A 22165-nucleotide genomic window follows, 5' to 3' on the forward strand; every position below is an offset into this window, starting at 1 on the left:
TCCTGTTCTTTGAGAGAGAGTCAGCCGTGGATGTGAACCTGCGCGGGGTTGGCCAGCTTGCCGCGGGCGAAGTCCCAGCTCGTTGTCAGGATTTTGATCATGACGTCGACCTCTGACCCATCGCGCGGCGCAAAGGCCATGACGGCATTTGCCGGGATGTGTCCGGCCGACGCCATCGGGTGCGGTTCGCCCCATCCCTTGGCGATGAGTTCATCGACCGCCGCCAGCGGCAGCATCATGTGCGACGAACCGTCATAGGAGGGATGCACATGGGCAAATTCGCGTCCGATCATGAAGGCTTCACGCGGGCCGCAGGCATGCGCCACCGGCAAGACCAGTGCTTCGGCGCCGGGCACCGAGATGCCCGACCGGCAGCGCTCGACGAAGGGCAGGGCGAAGGCCTTCTCCTTGAAAAATGCGTGGATCTCTGCCGAGGAGTTCTGCGACACCTGCTCATGCGGGGCGCAATCGGTGGTGTCGGGGCGCGGGCCCTGCCGCGGGGGAAGTTCGAAGCTCATGGTTGGTCCTATCCAAATCTGAACGCGCTTTCGACCGCGCCCAACACGTGATCCTCGAGGGTCTTCTCCCCCCGATCCGCAAGCGCAGCCCCGGCCACGACGTGCAACGGGATCAGATGTTCCTCGCGCGGATTGGCATCGCGTGCGCCGGGCGCCTGATCCCACTCGGCCAGCATGGCATGGCGCACTGCGGGGTCTTCATGGGTCACCGCACTCGTGAGCCATCGGTCAAAGTCTCCGCCGTTCACCGGGCCGTCCGGTCCGCCCCTCATCGCCCGCATCATCTTGCCCATGTTATGATAGGTATTGCCGGATCCGATGATCAGCACCCCTTCGTCGCGCAAGGGCGCCAACGCGCGACCGACGGCAAGATGCGCCTCGGGGTCGAGATCGTCGCGCAGGCTCAATTGGACGGTGGGGATGTCGGCCTCAGGAAAAGCCACCTTTAGTGGAACGAATACCCCGTGATCGAAGCCACGCGCAGCATCGGCCCCGGTTTGGAATCCCGCGTCTTCTAAAAGTGCGCGTACGCGGGTCGCCAGCGCGGGCTCGCCCGGCGCGGGCCAGGTTAGCTGATAGGTATGCTGCGGAAATCCCTGATAGTCGAACAGCAGAGGCGGGGCGGGGTTGGTCTGCAAGGTAAAGACCCGCTCTTCCCAATGGCCCGAGATCACGAGGAGCGCCTTGGGCCTTGCCGGCAGGCTCGCAGGCAAGTCCTCAAGGAATTTGCGGTGCCGATCCCAGGCGTCAGGCGGGTTCCAGTCCATGAAGAAACAGGGGCCACCCCCATGGGGAACAAACAATGTCGGCTGCTTTTCAGTCATGTTGTCGTCCTTTTAAACCCAAGTCCGAGGCTATGGGCACCCCCGTGGCAACTCCGCAGCAGATCAGATTGGCGCTGCCGGAACTGCCGGTGCATAGGCCGACTTGACCGCACGCACGCGATTGGCGGTCAGCCACGAGACGATCAGGAGTACCCAGGTCGCCAGAGCCGGCGACCAACCCGGATCGCCTGCGCCCACATGGGCCCCGAAGGCGAGCACCAGATGCCAGAACATTGCCGCATAGGCCCAATCTGCCAGCACCGCCGAAGGGCGCCAGAGGATCACAACGGCACCGACGATCTTCAAAATTGCGAGTGGCCAGATGATGTATGTGGGATAGCCCAACACCTCGCGATACATGCCCGCGACCATGTCGTGGGATGAGATGTAGAAGGCCGCCGCACCCAGATAGACCAATGCCACAAGGCCGGTCGCGATCCAGTAGACATATTTTGCCACGTTGTCACTCACTGCCGCTCTCCCGGTTTTCGGCGGGTTGTTAGGCTGCCGTTTTCCATATAGTATCATTAGGTGCCTTGCTTCATCAGTTAAAGTAGGCACTTAAAAGTAACTTACTTTCGTGGGCTGCGAGGGCTATCCACAATGAAAAGCGTCCAACCAGCTTCCTGCCCGATGGAGGCGCTGCTGCGTGTCATCACGGGACCTTGGACGATTTATATCCTTTGGGTTCTGTCCGAACAGGGTCCACAGCGTTTCGGCGCGACCAAACGGCTGGTGCCTGGAATTTCCACCCGGGTCCTGACTGAGAGGCTGAGAATGCTGGAACATGCCGGCGTGGTCTGGCGCGAGCAGGCCATGACCATCCCGCCCGCTGTCACATACGGGCTGACTGAACGCGGCGCGGAGCTGCGCGGTGTGCTGGACACCCTTGGATCCATTGCACGCCGCTGGGAGGCGGAGGGTGCTTTCGACGGGACGGCACGCTCGGCGGAATGATGACGTCCGTCCTGTTCGCGGAATAATCCCGCGCCAGAAAGCACCGCGAACGGAGCACGGCCCGAAGCTCATGACGAATTGAAAGCCGCGTTGGGTATGCCTGACAGGCGGCACTCACTCCGAACGATCCGCCCAGGTTTGCGGCTTGCCGCCACATAAAAATCAATTTACTGTACCGACTAGACGGTACAGTCAAGTTTGAAATCCCGCAATGCTGCACAGGACAGGAAGAGCGAGATGCGCGAGAGAAAAATGGCCGAGGTTTTGTTCGGCGCGCGGGAGGTCTTCTTCCGGTGCGGTTATGAAGGCGCCACCGTCGATGCCATTGCCGCCGAAGGGAAAGTGTCGAAGGCAACAATGTATTCGTATTTCCCGACCAAGGAGCAGCTGTTTCTGAGCGTCGTGGAATCCGAATGCGGTCGGCTTGCGGAAGAGATCCTCCGACCCTTGTCCGCAGGTCCCGAGCCGCGCGCCCAGTTGGAAAAACTTGCCCTGCGCATGATCGATCTCGTTCTGGACGAAACCTACATCCGCCTTCTGCGGACGTGTATCGGTGCCACCGAGATGCTTCCCGAGGTCGGGGAGGTGTATTTTCGTGCCGGACCGAAACGGGCACGCGAACTCATCAGTAAAGTTCTGGAACGCCTTTCCCGGGAAGGCGCGCTTGAGATCGACAACCCCCCGCGTGTTGCGGATCACTTCATACATCTTTGCGTTTCTGGACTGTTGATGCCACGCCTGCTGGCCGTGCAAAGAACAGTCGAGCGGGACAAGCATGCGGCCGATGCAGTCACTGCATTCCTGCGACTCTACGGGAGCGGACATAGAGTAGAGCTCTGAACTGACCTTGCTTTCCGACAACGGGGCAGTGCTCCAAATCTCTCAATAAAATTGCCGAATGGACAGTGAATAATGACCATACAATCCAAAATGCAGGCAAAGAATGCGTCACCAAGGATCCTCGGCGCTGCGCGGGCAATTGCGCACAGAGAGGGCGCGGGAAAGATTACGATCGACGCCGTCGCGCGTGAGGCCGATCTCAGTAAAGGCGGGGTCTTATACAATTTTCCGACCAAGAGAGCGCTTCTTGCCGGGCTGCTTGATGAGATGCTCGCAGAACATCACGAACGCCTGGCATCAGTCCCGGAAGATCGCAGATCCCGCACCCTGCGTGGGCACCTGGAAGCAATCGTGCAAGCCAGAGCCGTCGATGACGACCTCTCGATGGCGATTCTCGCGGCTGCCGCGTCAGATCCGCGGCTGCTCGATCCGCTACGGGCTGAACTGACCGGCGACCTTGAGCGTATCCTGTCCGACACACAAGACACTCCGGGTGCTATGGTTGTCGTCCTAGCGATCCAGGGACTTCGGTTCCAGAAACTTCTGGGCCTTCCCGACGGTGGCGCGGATCTCAGGGGACGCGTCATCGAGCAATTGAGGGCCATGATTAATGAACTCGAATAGAGAGACACGAAGTTTGAAGCGGATCGTTTTTGTTATTGCGGTAGCGGCCGTGTCGGCCGTTGCCGTCCCGTTTGTTTCGCCGTTCCTGACCGATGTGCTGGCCCAGACCGCGACGGACACCCTGGAGGCAGAAGTCGATACAAGGCCTGCAGCGAACGTGGAGCGACCAGTCACGGTCGAAGTGACCCGTGCGCTCAATCGCGTCGTAAGTCAGTCTCGCAGCGTTGCAGGCCGCGTCGAACCTGCTCGAACGGTGGACCTTGCGTTTCAGATACCCGGGCAGATCATTCGCCTTGAGGTTGAGCCCGGCGACACGATTCGCGAGGGCGAGGTGATCGCGGAGCTCGACCAAATCGATTTCGAACTCGCCGTCGACCGGGCTCAGGCGTCCTACGACCTGGCGAATTCCGAACTCGCGCGCGCCTCGGACCTCGCCGATCGTGGCGTGGCGTCCGACGCGCGCCTCGACACGGCCCGCGCGCAGTTCGTCCAGGCAGAAGTCGCGCTCCGCGAGGCAGAGCGGCGCCTGTCCCAAACGAAAATCGTCGCGCCATTCGACGCGATTGTGGCGCGCACCTTCGTTGAAGAATATGTCAACGTCACGTCGGCCGCGCCTGTCGCGCGTCTACAGGATGTCAGCGAGATGCGGCTCGTGATCTCCCTGCCAGAGGAACTTGCGGCCATTGCGCGGTCGGCACCCGATGCCTTCGAGATCGTTGCAACTTTTCCGGCTGTTCCGGGTTACACCGCGCCTCTGGTGCTTCGCTCGTTTGCGACCGATGCCGACCGGACGGCGCAGACCTACGACGTGGAATTTGCGATCACGGGTGATATCGACCCGCGTCTTCTGCCCGGGATGACTGCGGATGTGCGCATCTCCATTGCCGCAGAAGCAGATCGCCCGCAATCCGTGATCGTTCCGGTTTCGGCGGTGGATACGACGAGCCGAACCGAACCGTCCATCTGGATCTACGAAGAAACGTCCGGCCAGGTCGCGCGCAGGGCGGTCCGTTTGGGTCTTCCGATCAACAATGAGATTGTCGTTCTGGATGGCCTGAAGGGCAACGAATTGGTTGTTTCCGGCGGCTGGTGGCGGCTCAGGGACAATCAGACCGTGACAGTTTCGGGGCTCTGATCCCGTTCTTTTTGACAGGACAAGAATAGAACCATGGCACTCAGCATCTCACGAGCGAGCATCGAGCGTCCTGTGGCGGTCTGGCTCACCATCATCTTTTGTCTCCTCGGCGGCTATTGGGGGCTGAACACGGTCGGTCGACTTGAAGACCCGAGCTTCACGCTCAAAACGGCGCTCATCTTCGTGCCGTATCCCGGCGCCACGGCTCTGGAGGTTGAAGAGGAGGTCGCCGACGTCGTCGAAAATGCGCTGCAGCAAATGAAGCAGCTCGACCGGGTGGAATCGAAGTCGATGCCGGGCATGGCGCAGATCACCGTCGAGATCGAGATGACCTATGGCCCGGACGAGATCCCGCAGGTTTGGGACGAAATGCGCCGCCGCATCAGCGACGTGGAGGGGGACCTTCCCGCAGGAGCGCGACCGCCCATCATCAATGACGATTTCGGCGACGTCTATGGCATGTTCTATGCGGTAACGACCGAAGGTCTGAGCCCATCGGAGCAGAGGGATTTGGCCACGACGCTCCGGCTCGGACTGGTCACTGTCGATGGCGTCGCCAAGGTCGAGGTTCAGGGCCTCTCCGAAGAGGTAATCACCATCTCGATCCCGTCTGCACGCCTCGAGATGCTGGGCCTTCCGCCGACCCAGATCCTGGGCATTCTCGCAGACGAAAACCAGGTGTTCACCAACGGCGAGATCACCGAGGGCCCTGCCCGGATCGGCCTATCGGTTCCGCCGGGCTATATTAGCCCCGAAGGGATAGAGGAGCTGCGGCTGGGCACGGCCGGAAATGTCGGCCAGATCGCTGTCAGCGACATCGCCAGCGTGACCCGCGAGGCGGCCGAACAGCCTAGCCAGATCATCCGGCAGAACGGCACGGCGGCATTTACCTTTGGCGTTTCCGCGTTGACGGACCAAAACGTGGTCGAAGTCGGTCAGGCGGTTTCAGCACGGCTTCAACGGCTCAAGTTGGGGCTTTCTGAAGGTGTCGAGATCATACCGATCTACGAGCAGCATGTCGTGGTGGACGAATCCGTTTCAAGCTTTCTCGTCAGCCTCGGACAGTCGGTCGCGATCGTGGTCGGTGCGCTGATGCTGACCATGGGTTGGCGCGCAGGCCTCGTGGTGGGCTCGACCCTCGGGCTCACCGTTTTCTCCACACTGTTCTTCATGTCAGTGTTCGGGATACAGATGGAGCGGATCAGCCTGGGCGCCCTGATCATCGCGATGGGGATGCTGGTCGACAACGCCATCGTCATCACAGAAGGGATGGTGATCGGCATGGCGCGAGGAAAAAGCGCGGAAGACGCTGCTGCCGAGACCGAAAGCGCCACGTCAATCCCCTTGCTGGGGGCGACCGTTATCGGGATCATGGCGTTTTCCGGTATCGGGCTGTCGCCTGACGCCACGGGCGAGTTTCTGTTTTCGCTTTTCGCGGTGATCGCCATCTCGCTGCTAACAAGCTGGGTCCTGGCAGTCACGGTGACGCCGTATCTCGGCAAGCTGCTGCTCAAGGCCCCCAAAAACATTTCGGATAATCCCTACAAGGGCGTGTTCTACGCGACATATCGCGGGATTTTGTGGATGGCGCTGCGCGTCCGCATTCCGGTTGTTCTGACGATCATTGGCATCACCGTTTGGTCCGTTATGGCTTTCGGACAGGTCAAGCAGGCCTTCTTCCCCGCCTCGAACACGCCGATTTTCTACGTTGAGTTCCAGATGCCGCAGGGAACCGATATCAACACGACCGACGAAGAGATGCAGCGGCTCGAGCGGATTCTCATGGATGAGGATGCCGTAACCGGGGTAACGGCCCTCGTCGGGCGCGGGGCAAGCCGATTCATGCTGACATACAACCCCGAGCAGGCGGATGCCAGCTATGGCCAACTCATCGTCCGGGTTGCGGACGCCGCAACGATCGCGACGATCGCGAGCAGACTTAACCAGGACTTGCCCGCCGAATTCCCCCACGCTCTGATCCGTGTCGAAGATATCGTGTTCGGACCGCCCTCCGGTGCCGATGTTGCAGTTCGTTTTTCGGGACCCGATCCGGTCATCCTGCGCCAGCTCGCGGATGATGCGATGAGGATTTACGAGGAGGCAGGAACCATCACCAATCCGCGCACCAATTGGCGGCAGCGTGAGATCCTCGTCGAACCCATCGTCGATGAGGCACGAATGCGGCTGGCTGGCGCAACGCGCGGAGCGATCGCGGATACCATCCGCTATGGAACGTCCGGACTGCGCGTTGGCGACCTACGCGAGGACGACGTGTTGATTCCGATCCATCTCCGGCTTCCCGAGAGCGAACGCGACGGAGTTGACCGCCTTCGTGACCTATCGGTGTGGTCCGATTGGGCAGGGTCCTATGTACCCATGGCCAACCTTGTCGAAAGGTTCGATCCCCGTCTTGTCGAGGCACTCATTCACAGGCGCGACCGAGAGCGGACAATCGCCGCCCTCGGCGGTGCCCGCAGCGATCTCACCGCGGATGAGGCATTCCGAAGCGTCCGCACCGAGATCGAATCCATCCCGCTTCCCGACGGTTATGCAATGGAATGGGGCGGCGAATTCGAAAGTGCGCAGATGGCTCAGGAGTCGCTTGGCAAGCAGCTTCCCCTGGGCTTCCTGGTCATGTTGACGATTTCGATTTTGATGTTCAACAAAGTCCGCCAACCGCTGATCCTGTGGCTCGTGGTGCCAATGTCCGTGACGGGCATGGTCCTGGGGTTGCTGTTCACCGGTCTGCCCTTCACATTTACGGCCCTGCTCGGCTTCCTGTCGCTTTCGGGAATGTTGATGAAGAACGCAATCGTTCTCATCGAAGAGATCGACTTTCTACGTGCACAGGGTGTGCCGGATTACAAGGCGGTGATCGACGGCTCAGTCAGCCGTCTTCGCCCTGTGGTGCTCGCCGCCGGCACGACGATCTTTGGCATGATTCCGCTTCTGCCCGATGCGTTTTTTGCCTCGATGGCGGTGACGATCATGGGCGGCCTCGCCTTTGCTTCGGTCCTGACGCTCGTCGCGGTTCCGGTGCTCTATGCGCTTCTGTTCCGGATACGGCCACCGAAACGGGACGCACAGTCGGACGGCCTAGCGGCGACCGCCTGACACAACGATCCTCCCTAAAATAGGATTTCGAGCCAATTTGAGGATAGCGGAATGGCCCAGAAAAAACAAAACCGGAGTGGATCGTCGCGAAGCTCCGGGAGTCCGACGATCCCAGGGCGCCTCGTGCGGTGTCCTATGGGACAAGCAGGTGGTGCGCCAGCGGCTGGCAGACTGCCAGACGAGGATCGCGGCGGGACGGCAGCTGGTCTATCATGCCGCAGGTCTGGACGCGGCGGGCCACGATTGCGTGCAAGAGGTCTCGATGGTCAAGGCCTATTGCGGCGAACTGGTAAACAGCGTGCTCTACGACTGCGTCCAGTTTCACGGCGGCATGGGCTATATGCGCGAAACCCCGGTTGAACGCATGTCGCGCGACGCCCGTGTTCAGGCCATCGGCGGCGGTGCGAGCGAGGTCATGCTGGAAGAAGTCGCCAAGCGCATGTGAGCTTCCCTATCCAGCAAATCAACGATCTACAGAAACAAGGACGAAACAGATGAATTTGGAAGCCACTCAACGCCAACCGGTCGCAAGACTGACCCGAGAGATCTCAATAATACTCATCGGCACAATACTTCTGACACTATCCGCCAAAATCGCGGTGCCGTTCTACCCGGTACCGATGTCAACACAAACCCTGGTGGTCTTGGGTCTCGGCCTTTTCCTGGGGCCGGTGCGCAGTAGTCTAGTTGTCGCTGCGTACCTTCTGGAAGGTCTGTTTGGCCTGCCGGTTTTCGCTGGCACGCCTCCCGCACCGGCGGGTCTGGCCTATTTTGCGGGTCCCACTGGCGGATTCTTGATTGGGTTTGCGCTCGCGGCGGCGGCTGCAGGATGGATGGTTCAAAAGCTGGCAGGGCTTCCGCCTTCAATCAGAGCATCTGTAGCGGTCCTCTCCGGTTCGATACTTATGTATTGCGCAGGGCTATTCTGGTTGGGTGGCTTTGTCGGCTATGGCGAAAAATTGCTGAACGCCGGGCTTTACCCGTTCCTGCTTGGAGACCTGACGAAGGCAGCAATTGCTGTAGTGCTGTATACAGGTTTCCATAATCGGGGTCACGCTTGACTGCTGGGCTTTGTTGCCTTGTTCCAGCGCCGGTTCTGACCGGCGCTGGACGCCAGCCCGAGGCTTCCAAAGCTATGCAAAGCAAAAGGCGGCTTTGCAAGTCCCAGACTTTTCACTGTCAGAAAGTGGTCGTATTCAATGACAAAACGCAGCATGTTTCACACAGAGCCGGAACCGTGTCGCGCGCGTGCAGAACAGGTGGCCGAGGGAATCCTGAGGATCGTTGCGAGCAATCCCGGGAAGATGACCTATCACGGGACGAACAGCTACATCATTGATACACCTGACGGTCGGTTCATTCTCGATCCGGGTCCAGCAGAAGACAGTGCACATTTCGAAGCAATTGTCGAGAATCTGGGAGGCAACCCGGCCGGAATTCTAGTGTCACACCACCATTCCGATCATTTCGGTGCCGTGCCGGGATTGCGCGAACGGACAGGTCTGCCCGTTTATGTTTCGCGTGCCTTTCCAGACGATGCATTTCAACCCGACGGGTTTTTGGAAGACGGGCAAAGGATTGCCGGTCTTACTGTCCTTCACACACCCGGTCACGCGAGCGATCACCTCTGCTTTGCGAGGCTGGATGGAGTGTTATTCACGGGCGACCACGTGATGAGTTGGAACAGTTCGATCGTCAGCCCCCCTGACGGCAACATGCGTGATTACTGCGACCAGCTTCAACGGCTTATTGATCGCGACGATAGGATCTGCCTGCCGGGTCACGGGCCCGTACTCCAGGATCCGCGCCCTTACATCGAACGGTTACTTGCCAACCGGATGCGCCGCGAGACCCAGATCCTCAAGCATCTCCTAAATACTTCCGATACAGTCCAGAATATCGCCGCTTCAGTCTACAAGAAATCTGACCCGCATATTGCAATGGCCGCCGAAAGGAATGTTGTGGCTCATTTACAGAAACTTCTTTCTGAATCGCGAGTGGCTCAGGAAGAAGGGATCTGGAGGGTAAATTAACATAAACTTAACTATCGGATATTGAATTGAATCGCGCCGTGTTTCTCGGCTCCAAAGCTTGGCAAGCGAACCTACCTGGAAATTTCCCCTGCTAACACCGCTCGTCCGTGCACCGCCAAGGTTGCTGAAAACCTCTGGCACCCAAACTTGCGGATTACATCCAGTACGCGCGCTTCGTAGGCAGCGTGACCGATCAAACGACACAGGTCGGACGCGTGGAACTGGCGGTTCGCAGTCGGGGCGGCTTGCATCTGTCTCGGCAATTCGCGCTCTTTGGGGTCTGCTACCCGCTTCTGCGATGGTTTCACCTCGGGACGAGGCCGAGTCCCCGACGAATTCCGCCATCGGCGCATGAAGCCAAGCAGGAAGCCGGCCGGCACCCTGCCGTTGCCTCGGGACCGATTGAAGGCGAGGAAGCGGTCCCAAATGACCTGGGTGTCGACGTTCCAGCAGGGCAACGTGGCCTTCGCTGCTTTGATGAGCTCTGCCCAACTGGTCTGAAAAACATTCGAACTCGCTGTGATGTCGATCAGTCCTGCGAAGATAGTTTTGTTATTATTATCTCTAGATAGTGATGTGTCACCTTCACCTGACACGAGATCATGGGTTTCACTCTCCTCGTCGAAGGCGGAAAACCGAAAGATCCAGGGCGCGAACTTGCCATTCGGCTTCGCCCGCTCGAGCTGCAACTCCGACGTCTCAAGTTCGCTCAAAAGAACCGAAAGATATTGTCGTGAGACACCCATCCTCTCTGCCAGGGCAGAGAGGGTGAAGGCTGCCGTTCCGCGCGACAAACCGTTGTAGCCATCCTTCCAGGCGATGGCATCGAGGATGAGGGTGGCAAGCTTGTGCGCTGCAACAGAGAGATTTGTCTGCGTGATCCGTCGCAGGATCAGGCCGGTCGTAGGTTCCATGGTCGAGGTCTCCTTGGAGATCCGACGCCATGTCGTGAGACAACAACATTCTTGCCAGCAAAACAACTTTGCTGGTTGCAGGTGTTTTGGCGGTGCGCTAGGAAACTCTTGTTCACGGAGTTTTCTAGCACGGCGTCAGGCTTCACGGTCTGGCGTCGTCTCCTTTTTGGGGGCTTTGCACAGCCTTTCGTGCGGGGTTGTGATGACGCGCGCGGCAAGACCGCGTGCAGATTTTGTCAGTAGCGAACTTCTTCAGAACCATAGTTCCCGGCGTGATCACGCCAGTCGACGAAGACGGAGCGGTAGAAGTAGCTGCCGCATCCATTCGGGATGCTCAGGCCAGATGCAGCCGGCACTTGGCCCACGTTGGATCTTGTCCATCGGTAGTCGCCCTGCACTCCGTAGGACCCCAATCGCGTGGAATCGGTGCGATTGCAGTCGCCATCTCGGTTTTCATGCTGGCGGTACTGAATGTGATAGACGCGAATGCTGCGCACGAAATCAAAGGCGTCGCCTGAGATGTCGATGTCGGCTTGTTCATCCGCCTGGACGCGAACAAGGGGTATCGGAGTCGATACCTGCGGTTCGGGCGGATCGCGAAACGTGATGTCATAAAGGCGTTCCATAGGCGACAACGGACTTGGTTCGTTGAACGACACACCCATCGGACACCGCCAGATTTGTAGGGGCGGCTCGATCGGCCATGGCGTGATCCGCCGAATAAAGACCGCTCTGGCATGGGCGCAGGGCGCGGAGGCAGGCCAGCCGCCCGCAAGGCACAGGAGGATCGCACAGTCCACTTGATAGGCCTGAGCCGGACCTGACGAGGCCATTAGTCCGGATATGCTTATTGCCGTGGCTGTTGCCACGCCGTGGATCACGTGCTTCATGATGCCGACTCCATCTATAATGGTGCAGCGATACGAAACAACATTACCGATAGCAAGGCGATTTGATTGATGGCGACTTGCGATTGTTCGCTTGTGTCGCGTGACGGCTTCCAAGATCTGATGACGGTTTGAGCTCTTGAGGCGTCCTGGAAGCGGCCAAAATTGCGGCCTCCTTTCACGTCCATTGCCAAACAAACAACTGTTACAAAAAGAAAATATGGCGTTCCAATACGGCCACGAAACCGGTCACGGAAGAACAGACCGCATGAGCCCGTCAAACGGCGTGTCGCAGCGCCCATGGTCCCGGGAAGGGCAGTGTCGGAAAACTGTCGAGCCCGGTTCTCCGGCTGGAATCCGGGAACGGAAGGGCGGGTGGAGCAACGATCCTGTGTTGTGGCCTATGTTGGGATCGAACATGCGCTTGAAGACTTATGGCAGTATCTGATACGATTGAGCATGGATAGGAGAGTCTGATGCCAAACGTCCACCTGACCGAACCGATGCAGAAATATGTGCAGGCGCAGATCGAGTCCGGCGCCTACGCCAATCTGAGCGAAGTCGTGCGCGCCGGCGTAAGGATGCTGATGGAGAAGGATGGCGCGCGGCAGTTCTATGCCCTCAAGGCCGATCTCGAGATGGCAGCCACCCTGGCCGAGAATGGGGATTTCGCCGAGTTCGATGCCCAAGCCTTCGAACCGGATGCGTTTGATCGCTGACCCGAATGACGATTCGGCTTTCCGGACAGGCCAAGTCCGACCTTGAAGAGATACGCACCTACACCGTCGAAACATGGGGCAGGGACCAATGGCTCGTCTATTACCGCCAGTTGGTCACCGCCTTCGAGCGGATCACTGGGGATCCCGACGCGGGCCGGGACAGGAGTCTCTTTGTCCCGGGGATGCGGTCCGTCAATTGCCAGCGACACGTGATCTTCTACAAGCGGCTCGATGCGGCGGATGGCGCGGCAGTCATCCTGCGCATCGTGCATCAGCGCCGCAACATGCCCGCACTCGTCTACTACGAGGATCTCGACGGCGGTTAAGCCCATGCGGTTGCTCAGTCCAATAGCTCGATCAGTTTTCCATAGTCTTCACTGACCTCGCGCGCCTCCTGAAACGCCCGTTGGCGCTCGGCATCAAGACAGCGGAAGTATTCCTGAATGTCGGCAATGTAGTCCTCGAAATCAGAACGCAGCAGATCGGCATAGGCACGAATGTCTTCTCGCGACTGAGGCAAGAACGGTCGTTCGGGAGGTACGCAATCTGCTGCCGCGGCTATCGGCATGCTTCCAAGCAGGAACGCGAACAGCAACGGTGCGTTGCGCGCAATAAACAACCGCAGGGCAAAACTCCTTTGCCGCCTTTAAGATTATCATTCTGTCGGCTATCACCGTTATCGGAGCAAGGCGAACTTCGTCAACACGTTATTATTGTCTTGCTATCATTAATGTTGTTTTGTATCGCTCACGGTGTTGCGACCCCGTGGGCCTGATACTGCACCCAGGCAGAACAAGGACCCAAGGGAAGGCCATGATAGAAGAAGCCCCGAATGTGGTTACAGAAGACGGACTGCGCGGCTTGCTCGCCGAGGGCTACCTCATTGAGGTGGTCTGCAAGGAGAGAGCAGAGAAGCGCCATAACAGCTGGTACGGCTCGTGGGTCATCCGCGCCGTCGCCACTGATGGGCGTGACGATAAGATGCTCGTCACCAGCCGAAGCGTCCTCAAGCTCCGCGACTTCAAAACCATCGTTGGCCTTGTCAGTTTCCTGGCCGACATGGGCTGTACGACCGCTAGCATCCCACTTGAAGAAGGTGGCCGCGAACGCCACGCCGCGCCTCCGGTCAAAGGCAGCTGACCGCGCGACTGCGCTCGTCGTTGCTTTGGGTACAGGCGTTTGTTCCGCGCCCCCGGCCCTGGCCGACGGTTTCATCTTTTCGGTTGGCCCAGACGGCCAATTGATTTCCTCTTCTCAAGAGGCAAACGGGCGTCTTTTTCTCTTCGCAAAACCTCGCGTTCCTGACGCAACGAGCGAGCCAGCGACCCCGGCTCGATCCGCCGCCCGCGCCACCCCAGAAATCCTCCACGCGATCGAGACCACGGCTCTGCGGTATGCCGGGCATGGTGCGCTGCGTCGCGCAGGGCTTTCAGTCACTGATTGGGCGCTCCTTTACCGGGCCAATATCGAAGTCGAGAGCGCATACAATCCGGCTGCACGCAGCCCTGTCGGTGCCATAGGCCTTGGCCAGCTTATGCCAGATACCGCCCGCGACCTCGGCGTGGACCCACATGACATTGCGCAAAACCTCGACGGATCAGCCCGCTACCTGCTGATGATGTTCGACCAGTTCGGCGAGGGCTCTCTGGCCCTTGCGGCGTACAACGCTGGCCCTGAGGCGGTCACACGCCACGGCGGCATCCCCCCTTTTCGAGAAACCCAAGGGCATGTGGCCCGTGTGACTGCCGTGTTTGAGCGGCTCAGAGGAGATCTTTCATGACATCGAGACCTTCGATCGTCGCGCTCGGCGCGATGGCCCTTATCGTGCTGGCGGGTCCAGCGCTTGCACAGAGCATCGACCTCTCGCCGGTGCAGACCCTGCTTCAAGGAATTGTCGATGCGATCACCGGTCCCTTGGGGATCGTGATTGGCACGCTCGCACTGATCGGGGTGTTCCTTTCCTGGCTCTTTGGCATCCTCGACTTTCGTCAGGCGCTCTGGGTCGTGGTCGCGATCGCGGGCATCGCCGCAGCGCCCACCATCGTCGCCGCCATCTGGACGACCTGAGCAAAACTGATGTCTGACCAGTCCCGCGTGTTCATCGGCCTTCTGAGGCCGCCCAAGCTGATGGGCTTGCCGATCATGTACGCCATGGTCTGGCTCTTCGGCTCAACGCTCCTGTTCCTCTGGGTGCAAAGCTGGGTGGTGGTCGTCTTCGCGGGGCTGGCCTGGCCTGCGCTCTGGAAGGCTGCGGACTGGGATCCGAACTTTCTCGATGTCCTGGTGATCACCTTGCAGGAAACCCCGCCCACGATGAACCGCAAACTGCACGGAGGCGACAGCTATGCCCCGTGATGGATTTGCCGATGACGTGGCCGACGCCCTCGATCCGCTGACTGCGCTACCCGCATGGGTCAAGGGCGAAAAACGGCTCTCGTCCATGCTGCCCTATGTGAGCCTTGTGACCGACCGGACGATCCGGACGCGCGGCAACGAGTTGATGCAATGCATCCGGCTTGAAGGGGTGAACAGCACCACGAGCGAGGATGCCCATCTCGACCGGATCGGCGGGCTTCTCGCAGGCATCGTCGCGCAGGTCGGAACGGAGTTTTCCTTCTACCTGCACAAGGTCTCGAAAGCGGTCGATGTGACGCTGCTGCCCATCCCGGGTGAGGGTTTCGCGGCCGCCGTGGACCAACGCTGGCATGCGCATCTGGGTCGGGCAGGCCTGCGCGACAAGACGCTGACCCTGACCGTGCTGAAACGTCCCGAGACCGGCAGCCGTTTGCCCTTCGGCTTGGGCGCGCCCCGTGCCCGGCATGCGGCGGACACAACGCGGCGCTTGCGCAAGCTCGACGAGGTCGTTGGGTTTCTCCTGTCGTCTTTCGATGAGCTGAAGCCCCGCCTGCTTGCGGCCAGCAGTGGCGAACTTCTGGGCTTCCTCGGATCTCTGAACACCGGTGAGGAGCACCCGCTCTTCCCGCGGTCGCGCCTCGGTGTGATAGCCGAGGATGTCGCCAATACCCGCGTCACCTTCCGCGGCACGACCATCGCGCTCTCCGACGGCGCTGTGGGCGACAAGCTCGGCGCGATCTTCGCGGTGAAGAACTATCCCGCCAAGACGGACAGCCTGATGCTCGACGAGCTGAACCTGCCCGTCGACATGGTGGTCACGCATTCTTTCGTGCCGATCAACGCAAACATCATGGCAGGCCGGATCAAGCGGCAGTTGCGCCTGATGCAGGCGGCCAATGACGGGGCCGTCAGCCTCGCGCAGGAACTCGAACTCGCACAGGACGATCTGGAATCGAAACGCCTGATCTTCGGCGAGCACCATATGACGGTGGCGGTCTATGCGCGCAGCCAAGCTGCCCTTGACGATATCGCGGCCGAGATCCGCAACATCTCCGCCACCTCTGGCATCAACCTGATATCAGAAGCTTTCGGCGCGCGGGCACATTTCATGGCGCAGCATCCAGGGAATACCGGGGCGCGCAGCCGCAAGGCCGCGATCACGAACCACAACTTCGCCGATCTCGCGACCTTCCACCGCACGCCGCTCGGCAAGACTGGCCGGGAAGTGCCCTGGGGCGTGCCGATCACGCTTTTCCCGACGCCAGAGCGCAGCGGCTTCCGCTTCAACTTCCACGAACAGGGCGCACCGGATCGCGAGCCCACAGGTGGCCACACCCTGATCCTCGGCCGTCCCGGCTCAGGCAAATCCGTGCTGGCGGCTTTCCTCATGACCATGGCCCGGCGCGCAGGCGCGCGGCTTTTCGTGTTCGACTACCGCGCCGGCATGGAAATGGCGGTCCGCGCGCTTGGCGGCAGCTATTCGACGGTGCGGGCAGGGCGACCCACGGGTCTGAACCCACTCCAGACCGAGATCGATGCGCGCGGTCAGGCCTGGCTTGCCGACTGGCTTGCAAGCCTCCTCGAGCGCCGCGATCGGCCGTTGACCCCAGTACAGACCAACCGCCTGCAGGAGGTCGTGCGCCAGAATGCCACTGCGGGGAACTCAGGGCTGCGAAACTGGTCGGACTTTGCCTCGCTCCTCGTCTCGACCGATGACGATGGCGATCTGTTTGAGCGGATGCAGGAATGGACGGCTGAGGGCCGCTACGGCTGGATCTTTGGGGCGAACACAGACGACACGTTCCAAATCGGGGGCAGCACCGACGCTGACGTCGCAGGCTTTGATCTGACCGGCATCCTCGATTCCGAGAGCGAGCGGGAACGCATGGCGGTCTTGTCGTATCTCTTCCGTCGCGTCGAGCGCGTGATCGAGGACCGCAAGCCCACTATCATTGTCATTGATGAGGCCTGGAAGGCGCTCGACAACGCGTATTTCGCGGAGCGGCTTTCGAACTGGCTGGTGACAGCGCGCAAGCAGAACGCCGTCGTCGTGATGATGACCCAATATGCCAGCCAGCTCGAGCGCACGCGGACCGGCAAGACCATCGTGGAAGCCGTGCCGACGCAAGTTCTTTTGCCCAACATCCGTGCCTCGGCCGCGGATTACGCGATGCTCGGCCTCAGCGACAAGGAACTCGATGTACTTCTGGGCGTCGGCTCCGCCTCGCGGCTCGCGCTCGTGCGCGACGACCGTGGCTCGGTCGTGATCGATGCCGATCTGAGCGCGCTCGGCCCCCTCGTGACCATCCTCGGCGGCATGGAGAAGGGCGAGGCCCTTGTCGGCCCCGACTACCGTGACCGCCCTGATTTCTGGAGAGTGACATGACCCGTACCATCACCCGCAGCGTTGTGCTGCTTGGCCTTGGCCTGACCCTGACAGCTTGCGCGCAGCACAATCCCGCGCAAGCCAACTGCTTCAACTTCCGCGATGCGCCCGCACGAGGTGCAACCGCGACAGCCACGATCTCGACCATGGGGGCGGAGGTTACGCGCCGCGACACGGCCTGCGATTTCGTCCTCTTGGGGGCGGGCGGCTGAGCCAATGCGGACCTGGCTTCCTCTCTCGATGATCGGCTTTGCACTGGCAGGTCCCACACTGGGGCCAGCGGTCGCCCAAGGCGTGCCGACCTTCGATCTGCGCCTCTTCGCAGAGCGGCAGGCCATCCTTGAGCAGACCGATCGGGACCTGGCACTGCAGCAGGACCGGCTAAGCCGCGAGGAGGAACTGGCCGAAATCGAGCGCCAGCAACTCGCCTCCCTCGAAGGGCTGATGGATGCCATGTCCCTCGGCTCGGGCGATGTGGCTGGTACCGTCGCCGGACTTGAGGCGGGGCAGGGGGCGGTTGATGACGTCGAGAGCGCCGCCGCCAGCCTCTATGCGCCCGAGGACACCAATCCAGCGGCGGCGCGGATGTTTGGCGATGCCCGGGAAGGGATCGAGGAGCTGATCATCCGCGCAGCACGCGACACCCATAGTCTGCCCGGAGTCGGCCGCGCGGGCCTTTCGCTCGTGCAATGGCGCTGCCTTCTGCAGGCGCTGATCTGGCAGGAAAGCCGTTTCCAGATTGGGGCACGCTCACCCGTGGGGGCCTTCGGACTTACCCAGATCATGCCCGGTACCGCGGGCGATCTCGGGATCTACCCGGCCTATTACGACGATCCCTATCTGCAGGTCACCGGCGGTGCGCGATACCTCGCACAAATGCTGAACATGTTCGATGGCAACATTATCCATGCGCTCGCCGCCTATAACGCCGGGCCGGGCAATGTGCAGGATTATGGCGGTGTGCCGCCCTTCGCGGAAACCCAGCACTATGTCGTGGTGATCCCGCAGCAGTACAACAGCTACCTCGCGGCCGTAGGCGGCATCGATGCGCTCGGCACCATCGACCCTGTGCTCCTCGCCAACGCGAGTTTCAGCCTCTCGGCCCACGGCGCAGGGGTCTATGGCGACTATTCGCTGGTCTCGGTCCGTGCCGCCGCCCTGCGGGTGCAGGACATCATCACCCGCATTGGTGAGACCGAGGATCTCCACGAGGCCATCGCTCTCAACACCTATGCCCGGGCCGAACTGGCCCGGCTGGTTGCAATCCGGACCCGGATTAAGGCCGCCCGAACCGAGCCACTCAGCGCCGAGCAGATCGCCTTGGCGGCAGCGCAAGCTGCCGAGCGGCAATACATGGATTTTAGTCAGGAGGATTTGCGTTGAACCTGCGCCTGCCCCGTTCCCTTTTCGCCGGTAGCATCGCTCTCGCACTTGCCCTCAATGTCACCGGACCTGCCGGGGCACAGGGTGTGCCCACGGTGGACACCCAGAACATTGCCCAGGAAATCCGCCAGCTTCAGCAGATGCTGCAGGATTTCGGGATCCAGACCGATCTTCTGGACAATGCGTTGGAGCAACTGAACATGCTGCAAAGCCAGCTCGATCAGCTGAACGAGATGTATGCCTCGCTCACCGGGCCGCGCAGCATCCTCGGGCTTGCCATGGGCGGGGACCTCGACACCTTGCTTCAGGCCAACTTCGAAGACATCCCCGGCCTGATCCGAGGCATCCAGGCGGGCGATTGGAGCGCGCTTATCGGGCCCAATGCCGGGCCCATGCGCACGCAGATGGAACAGGCGCTGGCAAGTGCAGGGTTCGACGAAGATTCTCTCCGCGAAATCGCCACCAGCGGCAATCCGGGAGCTGAAGGCGTGGCCACCCGGGCAACCACAGGTGCTGTGATGTCGGCGGCGGCGCAGAACAGCCACGCAGAGGCGGAACAGTCTCTCGAACGAGTGGAACGTCTTGTCGAGATGATCCCGGACATGGAGGATCTCAAAGCCTCGATGGATCATAACACGCGCGTCACGGCCGAACTCGCCATCGCCATGACCCGGATGTGGGAGTTGGAAGCGATCCAAACCCTCGGCGCAGGCAATGCAGGCGTGGTTGATGCCGCCACCCTTGCCGAAGAACGCCGCTACATGGACTTCACCTTGCCGGTTCTTGAGCCATGAGTGGGGCAGGGGTGATGACTGCGCGCGAACTCGTGGAAGAGGAACTTGTCTACGGTGCCCTGCGCCGGGAACAGCTTTGGCGGATGATCGGCCTTTCCGGGGCAGGCTTCGGCGTATTTGGTTGTTTGACGGCTGCGGCTGTCGCGCTGATGGTCGAGACGCCGCCTCCCGTGGTTGTCCCCTACGATCCCGCGACCGGGGTGGCGCTCCCCAATGCCACGGTTGAAACCGTGTCCCTTGCCGAACGGCCAGCCGTGATCGAAGCACAAATCTACCGCTACCTTCTCGACCGCGAGACTTACAACCAGCTCGACAATGATCTTCGTGTCCGCCGCGTCCTGGCACAGTCTTCCGGGTCGGCCGAGGCCAGCATGCGCGCGATGTGGACATCGGGGCAGGAGAGCTATCCGCCGACGCGTTACGGGGCTGCGGCCGAGATGGCCGTTGAGATCGCCTCGATCACGCTGATCGGTGACAACCGCGCCCAGGTGCGGCTCAGAAAGCGCCTGACAAGCCCGCAGGGGGTACAGGATGGATCGTTCACTGCCACGTTGATGTTTGAATTTCAGCCGGAACGGACCCGCTCCCTCGACGATGTCTGGCAAAACCCTTTCGGTTTCACCGTCACTCAATATGCCATCCGATCGGACCGTTCTGAATGACTCGCACTGCAATCTCTACGCTGTTGGCCGCCAGCATTCTCGCGCTCGCGGGAACGACAGCCATGGCCGAAACCACGCCCCGCCCAGGCTCTCACGACAATCGCGTGCGCGTGGCGACCTGGACTGAAGGCCAGGTTTACCGTGTCGTCACGACTCTGACCCGTGTCACCACAGTCGAATTCGGTGAAGGTGAAACCATCCGCTCGATCATCGCCGGCGATACGGTCGGGTTTCAATTCGACGGTGTCCCGGGTGGCCGTGCCTTCGCCATCAAGCCGACAGCATCTGGCGTCGCCACCAACATCACCGTCTACACCAACCGCCGCTCCTACTACTTCCATGTCGTCGAAGCCCGGGAGACGCCGCATTATGTCGTGCAGTTCCGCTACCCTGAAAACCGCGTGCAACCCACCAGGGCGGTTGCGGCCGATGCGCCGAACGCGAACTATGCGGTCAGTGCCCGAGAAGAGTTCACGCCGACGGCCATCTGGGATGATGGTACCTTCACGTATTTCCGGTTTGCACGGAACGCGCCGGTGCCCGCCATCTTCCGATATTCGAACGGAAGGGAACGCGCGGTGAACAGCCACACCTCAAGTGACGGCGTTATCCGCGTATCTGGCGTCAACCGACAATGGGTCCTTCGCCTTGGCGAAGATGTGGTTTGCGTCCAGGACGCAGGGCAGGCCACATCATGACCGAAGGTACGGAAGACCTCGCCGCGCGCCTCGCGGCTCTCGAAGGTTCGACAGGCAAAGCGAAGGCAAACAAGCGGCCTGCGCCGCTTGCGGCGATCCTTGGAGTCGTCGGCATCGCGGCAGCAGGTGGTCTGGCGTGGGCTGCCCTACAGCCGTCGGCAGAAGCACCAATGGCGACCGCCGCGCCGGAAGAGTTCCAGAGCACCGGCCCCGGATTCGGAGATCTGGCGCCGATTTCTGCCCCGGAGCCCAGCCAAGCCCCGCCTGCGGACACAGGTCCGAGCGAGTCAGAACTAGCGCTGATAGAAAGTCTTGCGACATTGAGAGCGGAACTCGAGGAACTGCGCGCAAGACCGGCCGAGGCCGCGGATAGCGGGGCGGAGCAGGCTATTGCGGACCTGACGGCGCAAATTGCCACCTTACAGGAAGCATCCGCCGAGGCTCAGCGGGCCCTCGAGCGGCAACTGACCGAGCGGGATCGCGAATTGGATCAGCTCCGCATGGACTTGGAACTTGCACGGCTTGCACCACCAGAGCCGACCTCATTGGGACCAAGTGAAGAAGAATTGCGGTTGGCCGAACTAGAAAGGCGGCGCGCAGCCGAAGCCGAGGCCCGCGCAGAGCGTATCGCGTCTCCTATGATCGCCTTCTCCGGGATGGGCGCGGGTGCGGATAGGGAGAATACGCTGGAAGCCGCGCGACTGAATGCAGATGAAGCCTTTGTTCGTTCGGGCGCGCAACCTGCACAGGTGACACGTGCCGAAGTGATCGCGAACCCATCGAACACGGTTGTTCAGGGCACCATGATTCAGGCTGTGACAGAGACGGCCCTCGACAGCACACTGCCCGGCGCGATCCGCGCCATCGTCTCGGAAGACGTCCATTCTTTCGATGGAACGCGTATCCTGATCCCGCGCGGCGCGCGGCTGATCGGGCGCTACCGCTCCGATGTCGCACTCGCCCAATCGCGCGTCATGGTGGCATGGGACCGGATCATCCTGCCCGATAATCAGACCGTGCAGATCAGCGCCTTCGGTGGAGACGAACTCGGCCGTACTGGCACCACCGGGTTTGTCGACACCCGTTTCGCGCAACGCTTCGGTTCCGCCGCGCTGATCTCCTTGATCGGCGCCCTGCCTGCGGCTGCAGCGGGTCAAATCGACAGCGAGGCGGCGGCCGATGTTGCGAGTGATGTCGGCACCGACCTGCGCGATAGTACGCAAAGCGTGATGCAGGACTATCTGGCGATCCGGCCAGTGATACATGTCGATCAGGGTACACGGATCACGGTCATGGTTGATCGTGACCTCGAGATTTTCTGA

At 60.7% G+C, this 22165-nt stretch carries 27 protein-coding genes; 21 read left to right on the top strand and 6 right to left on the bottom strand.

Translation table 11 applies throughout. The annotated features are described in order from the left end of the window. Positions 1-20 precede the first annotated feature (20 nt). From ACOYQJ_RS17075 to ACOYQJ_RS17085, 3 genes are all read right to left on the bottom strand, one after another. Entirely contained in the window at positions 21-518 is a 498-nt protein-coding gene (locus ACOYQJ_RS17075) for a luciferase domain-containing protein (protein WP_037931962.1), read from the bottom strand. Between the two features lie 8 nt (positions 519-526). Next, positions 527-1342 carry a DODA-type extradiol aromatic ring-opening family dioxygenase gene (locus tag ACOYQJ_RS17080; RefSeq protein WP_037931959.1) on the bottom strand — a complete coding sequence of 272 codons (816 nt, stop codon included), beginning with the start codon at positions 1340-1342 and terminating at the stop codon, positions 527-529. A gap of 63 nt (positions 1343-1405) precedes the next feature. Beyond that, on the bottom strand, positions 1406-1813 hold the full coding sequence (locus tag ACOYQJ_RS17085; protein ID WP_157802081.1) for a DoxX family protein: 408 nt from the start codon (positions 1811-1813) through the stop codon (positions 1406-1408). Between the two features lie 132 nt (positions 1814-1945). Here ACOYQJ_RS17085 and ACOYQJ_RS17090 point away from each other — a divergent pair, with 132 nt between their 5' ends. From ACOYQJ_RS17090 to ACOYQJ_RS17125, 8 genes are all read left to right on the top strand, one after another. Continuing rightward, positions 1946-2299, top strand: a complete 354-nt coding sequence (locus ACOYQJ_RS17090) for a winged helix-turn-helix transcriptional regulator (RefSeq protein WP_224556225.1) — start codon at positions 1946-1948, stop codon at positions 2297-2299. A 237-nt stretch (positions 2300-2536) separates the two neighbouring features. Then, positions 2537-3139, top strand: coding sequence for a TetR/AcrR family transcriptional regulator (locus tag ACOYQJ_RS17095; RefSeq protein ID WP_036540318.1), 603 nt, complete (start codon positions 2537-2539; stop codon positions 3137-3139). 72 nt (positions 3140-3211) lie between these two features. Further along, positions 3212-3763 carry a TetR/AcrR family transcriptional regulator gene (locus ACOYQJ_RS17100; protein ID WP_224769550.1) on the top strand — a complete coding sequence of 184 codons (552 nt, stop codon included), beginning with the start codon at positions 3212-3214 and terminating at the stop codon, positions 3761-3763. A 13-nt stretch (positions 3764-3776) separates the two neighbouring features. Next, positions 3777-4898: an efflux RND transporter periplasmic adaptor subunit gene (locus tag ACOYQJ_RS17105; RefSeq protein WP_229724297.1), complete on the top strand. Its 1122-nt coding sequence runs from the start codon at positions 3777-3779 to the stop codon at positions 4896-4898. A 33-nt stretch (positions 4899-4931) separates the two neighbouring features. Next, positions 4932-8012, top strand: a complete 3081-nt coding sequence (locus ACOYQJ_RS17110) for an efflux RND transporter permease subunit (RefSeq protein WP_422907250.1) — start codon at positions 4932-4934, stop codon at positions 8010-8012. 76 nt (positions 8013-8088) lie between these two features. Continuing rightward, positions 8089-8457 (top strand): acyl-CoA dehydrogenase family protein, encoded by a 369-nt coding sequence (locus ACOYQJ_RS17115; protein WP_074838771.1) that lies wholly within the window; start codon positions 8089-8091, stop codon positions 8455-8457. 49 nt (positions 8458-8506) lie between these two features. Beyond that, positions 8507-9073, top strand: coding sequence for a biotin transporter BioY (locus tag ACOYQJ_RS17120; protein WP_074838768.1), 567 nt, complete (start codon positions 8507-8509; stop codon positions 9071-9073). Between the two features lie 138 nt (positions 9074-9211). Further along, complete coding sequence (locus ACOYQJ_RS17125; protein WP_240672155.1) at positions 9212-10045, top strand: MBL fold metallo-hydrolase; 834 nt, start codon at positions 9212-9214, stop codon at positions 10043-10045. Between the two features lie 71 nt (positions 10046-10116). On the opposite strand, the gene ACOYQJ_RS17130 is transcribed toward ACOYQJ_RS17125, so the two are convergent. Continuing rightward, positions 10117-10959, bottom strand: coding sequence for a hypothetical protein (locus tag ACOYQJ_RS17130; protein ID WP_422907251.1), 843 nt, complete (start codon positions 10957-10959; stop codon positions 10117-10119). A gap of 236 nt (positions 10960-11195) precedes the next feature. Then, positions 11196-11849 carry a hypothetical protein gene (locus ACOYQJ_RS17135; protein ID WP_074940749.1) on the bottom strand — a complete coding sequence of 218 codons (654 nt, stop codon included), beginning with the start codon at positions 11847-11849 and terminating at the stop codon, positions 11196-11198. Between the two features lie 473 nt (positions 11850-12322). On the opposite strand from ACOYQJ_RS17135, the gene ACOYQJ_RS17140 reads away from it, so the two are divergent. Then, on the top strand, positions 12323-12565 hold the full coding sequence (locus ACOYQJ_RS17140) for a type II toxin-antitoxin system ParD family antitoxin (protein WP_008336111.1): 243 nt from the start codon (positions 12323-12325) through the stop codon (positions 12563-12565). A gap of 5 nt (positions 12566-12570) precedes the next feature. Further along, positions 12571-12891, top strand: coding sequence for a type II toxin-antitoxin system RelE/ParE family toxin (locus ACOYQJ_RS17145; protein ID WP_017468227.1), 321 nt, complete (start codon positions 12571-12573; stop codon positions 12889-12891). Between the two features lie 14 nt (positions 12892-12905). On the opposite strand, the gene ACOYQJ_RS17150 is transcribed toward ACOYQJ_RS17145, so the two are convergent. Beyond that, complete coding sequence (locus ACOYQJ_RS17150; RefSeq protein ID WP_057821041.1) at positions 12906-13133, bottom strand: hypothetical protein; 228 nt, start codon at positions 13131-13133, stop codon at positions 12906-12908. A 245-nt stretch (positions 13134-13378) separates the two neighbouring features. Between ACOYQJ_RS17150 and ACOYQJ_RS17155 the strand changes: the two genes are divergently transcribed. Genes ACOYQJ_RS17155 through ACOYQJ_RS17205 form a run of 11 tightly spaced genes read left to right on the top strand, consistent with a single transcriptional unit; the run spans position 13379 to position 22165 of the window. Then, a complete protein-coding gene (locus tag ACOYQJ_RS17155) occupies positions 13379-13705 on the top strand; it encodes a hypothetical protein (RefSeq protein ID WP_010138156.1) in 327 nt (108 codons plus the stop codon). Further along, complete coding sequence (locus ACOYQJ_RS17160) at positions 13662-14345, top strand: lytic transglycosylase domain-containing protein (protein WP_422907300.1); 684 nt, start codon at positions 13662-13664, stop codon at positions 14343-14345. Before ACOYQJ_RS17155 ends, ACOYQJ_RS17160 begins: the two co-directional genes overlap by 44 nt. Beyond that, positions 14342-14632, top strand: a complete 291-nt coding sequence (locus ACOYQJ_RS17165; RefSeq protein WP_054540759.1) for a TrbC/VirB2 family protein — start codon at positions 14342-14344, stop codon at positions 14630-14632. Before ACOYQJ_RS17160 ends, ACOYQJ_RS17165 begins: the two co-directional genes overlap by 4 nt. A gap of 9 nt (positions 14633-14641) precedes the next feature. After that, on the top strand, positions 14642-14920 hold the full coding sequence (locus ACOYQJ_RS17170; protein WP_422907252.1) for a VirB3 family type IV secretion system protein: 279 nt from the start codon (positions 14642-14644) through the stop codon (positions 14918-14920). Continuing rightward, on the top strand, positions 14910-17306 hold the full coding sequence (locus tag ACOYQJ_RS17175; protein WP_422907253.1) for a VirB4 family type IV secretion/conjugal transfer ATPase: 2397 nt from the start codon (positions 14910-14912) through the stop codon (positions 17304-17306). The genes ACOYQJ_RS17170 and ACOYQJ_RS17175 overlap by 11 nt, the downstream gene beginning before the upstream one ends. Continuing rightward, positions 17303-17518, top strand: a complete 216-nt coding sequence (locus ACOYQJ_RS17180) for a hypothetical protein (RefSeq protein ID WP_128910820.1) — start codon at positions 17303-17305, stop codon at positions 17516-17518. The genes ACOYQJ_RS17175 and ACOYQJ_RS17180 overlap by 4 nt, the downstream gene beginning before the upstream one ends. A 4-nt stretch (positions 17519-17522) precedes the next feature. After that, on the top strand, positions 17523-18689 hold the full coding sequence (locus tag ACOYQJ_RS17185; RefSeq protein ID WP_128910819.1) for a lytic transglycosylase domain-containing protein: 1167 nt from the start codon (positions 17523-17525) through the stop codon (positions 18687-18689). Continuing rightward, positions 18686-19483, top strand: coding sequence for a type IV secretion system protein (locus tag ACOYQJ_RS17190; RefSeq protein ID WP_422907254.1), 798 nt, complete (start codon positions 18686-18688; stop codon positions 19481-19483). Before ACOYQJ_RS17185 ends, ACOYQJ_RS17190 begins: the two co-directional genes overlap by 4 nt. A 14-nt stretch (positions 19484-19497) precedes the next feature. Beyond that, on the top strand, positions 19498-20145 hold the full coding sequence (locus ACOYQJ_RS17195; RefSeq protein ID WP_128910817.1) for a VirB8 family type IV secretion system protein: 648 nt from the start codon (positions 19498-19500) through the stop codon (positions 20143-20145). Continuing rightward, positions 20142-20843 carry a TrbG/VirB9 family P-type conjugative transfer protein gene (locus tag ACOYQJ_RS17200; RefSeq protein ID WP_411958729.1) on the top strand — a complete coding sequence of 234 codons (702 nt, stop codon included), beginning with the start codon at positions 20142-20144 and terminating at the stop codon, positions 20841-20843. The genes ACOYQJ_RS17195 and ACOYQJ_RS17200 overlap by 4 nt, the downstream gene beginning before the upstream one ends. Beyond that, positions 20840-22165 (top strand): TraB/TrbI/VirB10 family type IV secretion system protein, encoded by a 1326-nt coding sequence (locus tag ACOYQJ_RS17205; protein ID WP_088652762.1) that lies wholly within the window; start codon positions 20840-20842, stop codon positions 22163-22165. Before ACOYQJ_RS17200 ends, ACOYQJ_RS17205 begins: the two co-directional genes overlap by 4 nt.

The organism is Pacificoceanicola algae (genome assembly GCF_049341065.1).
Lineage (GTDB): Bacteria > Pseudomonadota > Alphaproteobacteria > Rhodobacterales > Rhodobacteraceae > Pacificoceanicola.

Bases quoted from the DNA above. Each gene is read 5' to 3' on its own strand.
- ACOYQJ_RS17075 (WP_037931962.1), bottom strand. From the start codon at position 518: ATGAGCTTCGAACTTCCCCCGCGGCAGGGCCCGCGCCCCGACACCACC.
- ACOYQJ_RS17080 (WP_037931959.1), bottom strand. From the start codon at position 1,342: ATGACTGAAAAGCAGCCGACATTGTTTGTTCCCCATGGGGGTGGCCCC.
- ACOYQJ_RS17090 (WP_224556225.1), top strand. From the start codon at position 1,946: ATGAAAAGCGTCCAACCAGCTTCCTGCCCGATGGAGGCGCTGCTGCGT.
- ACOYQJ_RS17095 (WP_036540318.1), top strand. From the start codon at position 2,537: ATGCGCGAGAGAAAAATGGCCGAGGTTTTGTTCGGCGCGCGGGAGGTC.
- ACOYQJ_RS17100 (WP_224769550.1), top strand. From the start codon at position 3,212: ATGACCATACAATCCAAAATGCAGGCAAAGAATGCGTCACCAAGGATC.
- ACOYQJ_RS17110 (WP_422907250.1), top strand. From the start codon at position 4,932: ATGGCACTCAGCATCTCACGAGCGAGCATCGAGCGTCCTGTGGCGGTC.
- ACOYQJ_RS17120 (WP_074838768.1), top strand. From the start codon at position 8,507: ATGAATTTGGAAGCCACTCAACGCCAACCGGTCGCAAGACTGACCCGA.
- ACOYQJ_RS17125 (WP_240672155.1), top strand. From the start codon at position 9,212: ATGACAAAACGCAGCATGTTTCACACAGAGCCGGAACCGTGTCGCGCG.
- ACOYQJ_RS17130 (WP_422907251.1), bottom strand. From the start codon at position 10,959: ATGGAACCTACGACCGGCCTGATCCTGCGACGGATCACGCAGACAAAT.
- ACOYQJ_RS17135 (WP_074940749.1), bottom strand. From the start codon at position 11,849: ATGAAGCACGTGATCCACGGCGTGGCAACAGCCACGGCAATAAGCATA.
- ACOYQJ_RS17140 (WP_008336111.1), top strand. From the start codon at position 12,323: ATGCCAAACGTCCACCTGACCGAACCGATGCAGAAATATGTGCAGGCG.
- ACOYQJ_RS17145 (WP_017468227.1), top strand. From the start codon at position 12,571: ATGACGATTCGGCTTTCCGGACAGGCCAAGTCCGACCTTGAAGAGATA.
- ACOYQJ_RS17150 (WP_057821041.1), bottom strand. From the start codon at position 13,133: ATGCCGATAGCCGCGGCAGCAGATTGCGTACCTCCCGAACGACCGTTC.
- ACOYQJ_RS17155 (WP_010138156.1), top strand. From the start codon at position 13,379: ATGATAGAAGAAGCCCCGAATGTGGTTACAGAAGACGGACTGCGCGGC.
- ACOYQJ_RS17165 (WP_054540759.1), top strand. From the start codon at position 14,342: ATGACATCGAGACCTTCGATCGTCGCGCTCGGCGCGATGGCCCTTATC.
- ACOYQJ_RS17170 (WP_422907252.1), top strand. From the start codon at position 14,642: ATGTCTGACCAGTCCCGCGTGTTCATCGGCCTTCTGAGGCCGCCCAAG.
- ACOYQJ_RS17175 (WP_422907253.1), top strand. From the start codon at position 14,910: ATGCCCCGTGATGGATTTGCCGATGACGTGGCCGACGCCCTCGATCCG.
- ACOYQJ_RS17180 (WP_128910820.1), top strand. From the start codon at position 17,303: ATGACCCGTACCATCACCCGCAGCGTTGTGCTGCTTGGCCTTGGCCTG.
- ACOYQJ_RS17185 (WP_128910819.1), top strand. From the start codon at position 17,523: ATGCGGACCTGGCTTCCTCTCTCGATGATCGGCTTTGCACTGGCAGGT.
- ACOYQJ_RS17195 (WP_128910817.1), top strand. From the start codon at position 19,498: ATGACTGCGCGCGAACTCGTGGAAGAGGAACTTGTCTACGGTGCCCTG.
- ACOYQJ_RS17200 (WP_411958729.1), top strand. From the start codon at position 20,142: ATGACTCGCACTGCAATCTCTACGCTGTTGGCCGCCAGCATTCTCGCG.
- ACOYQJ_RS17205 (WP_088652762.1), top strand. From the start codon at position 20,840: ATGACCGAAGGTACGGAAGACCTCGCCGCGCGCCTCGCGGCTCTCGAA.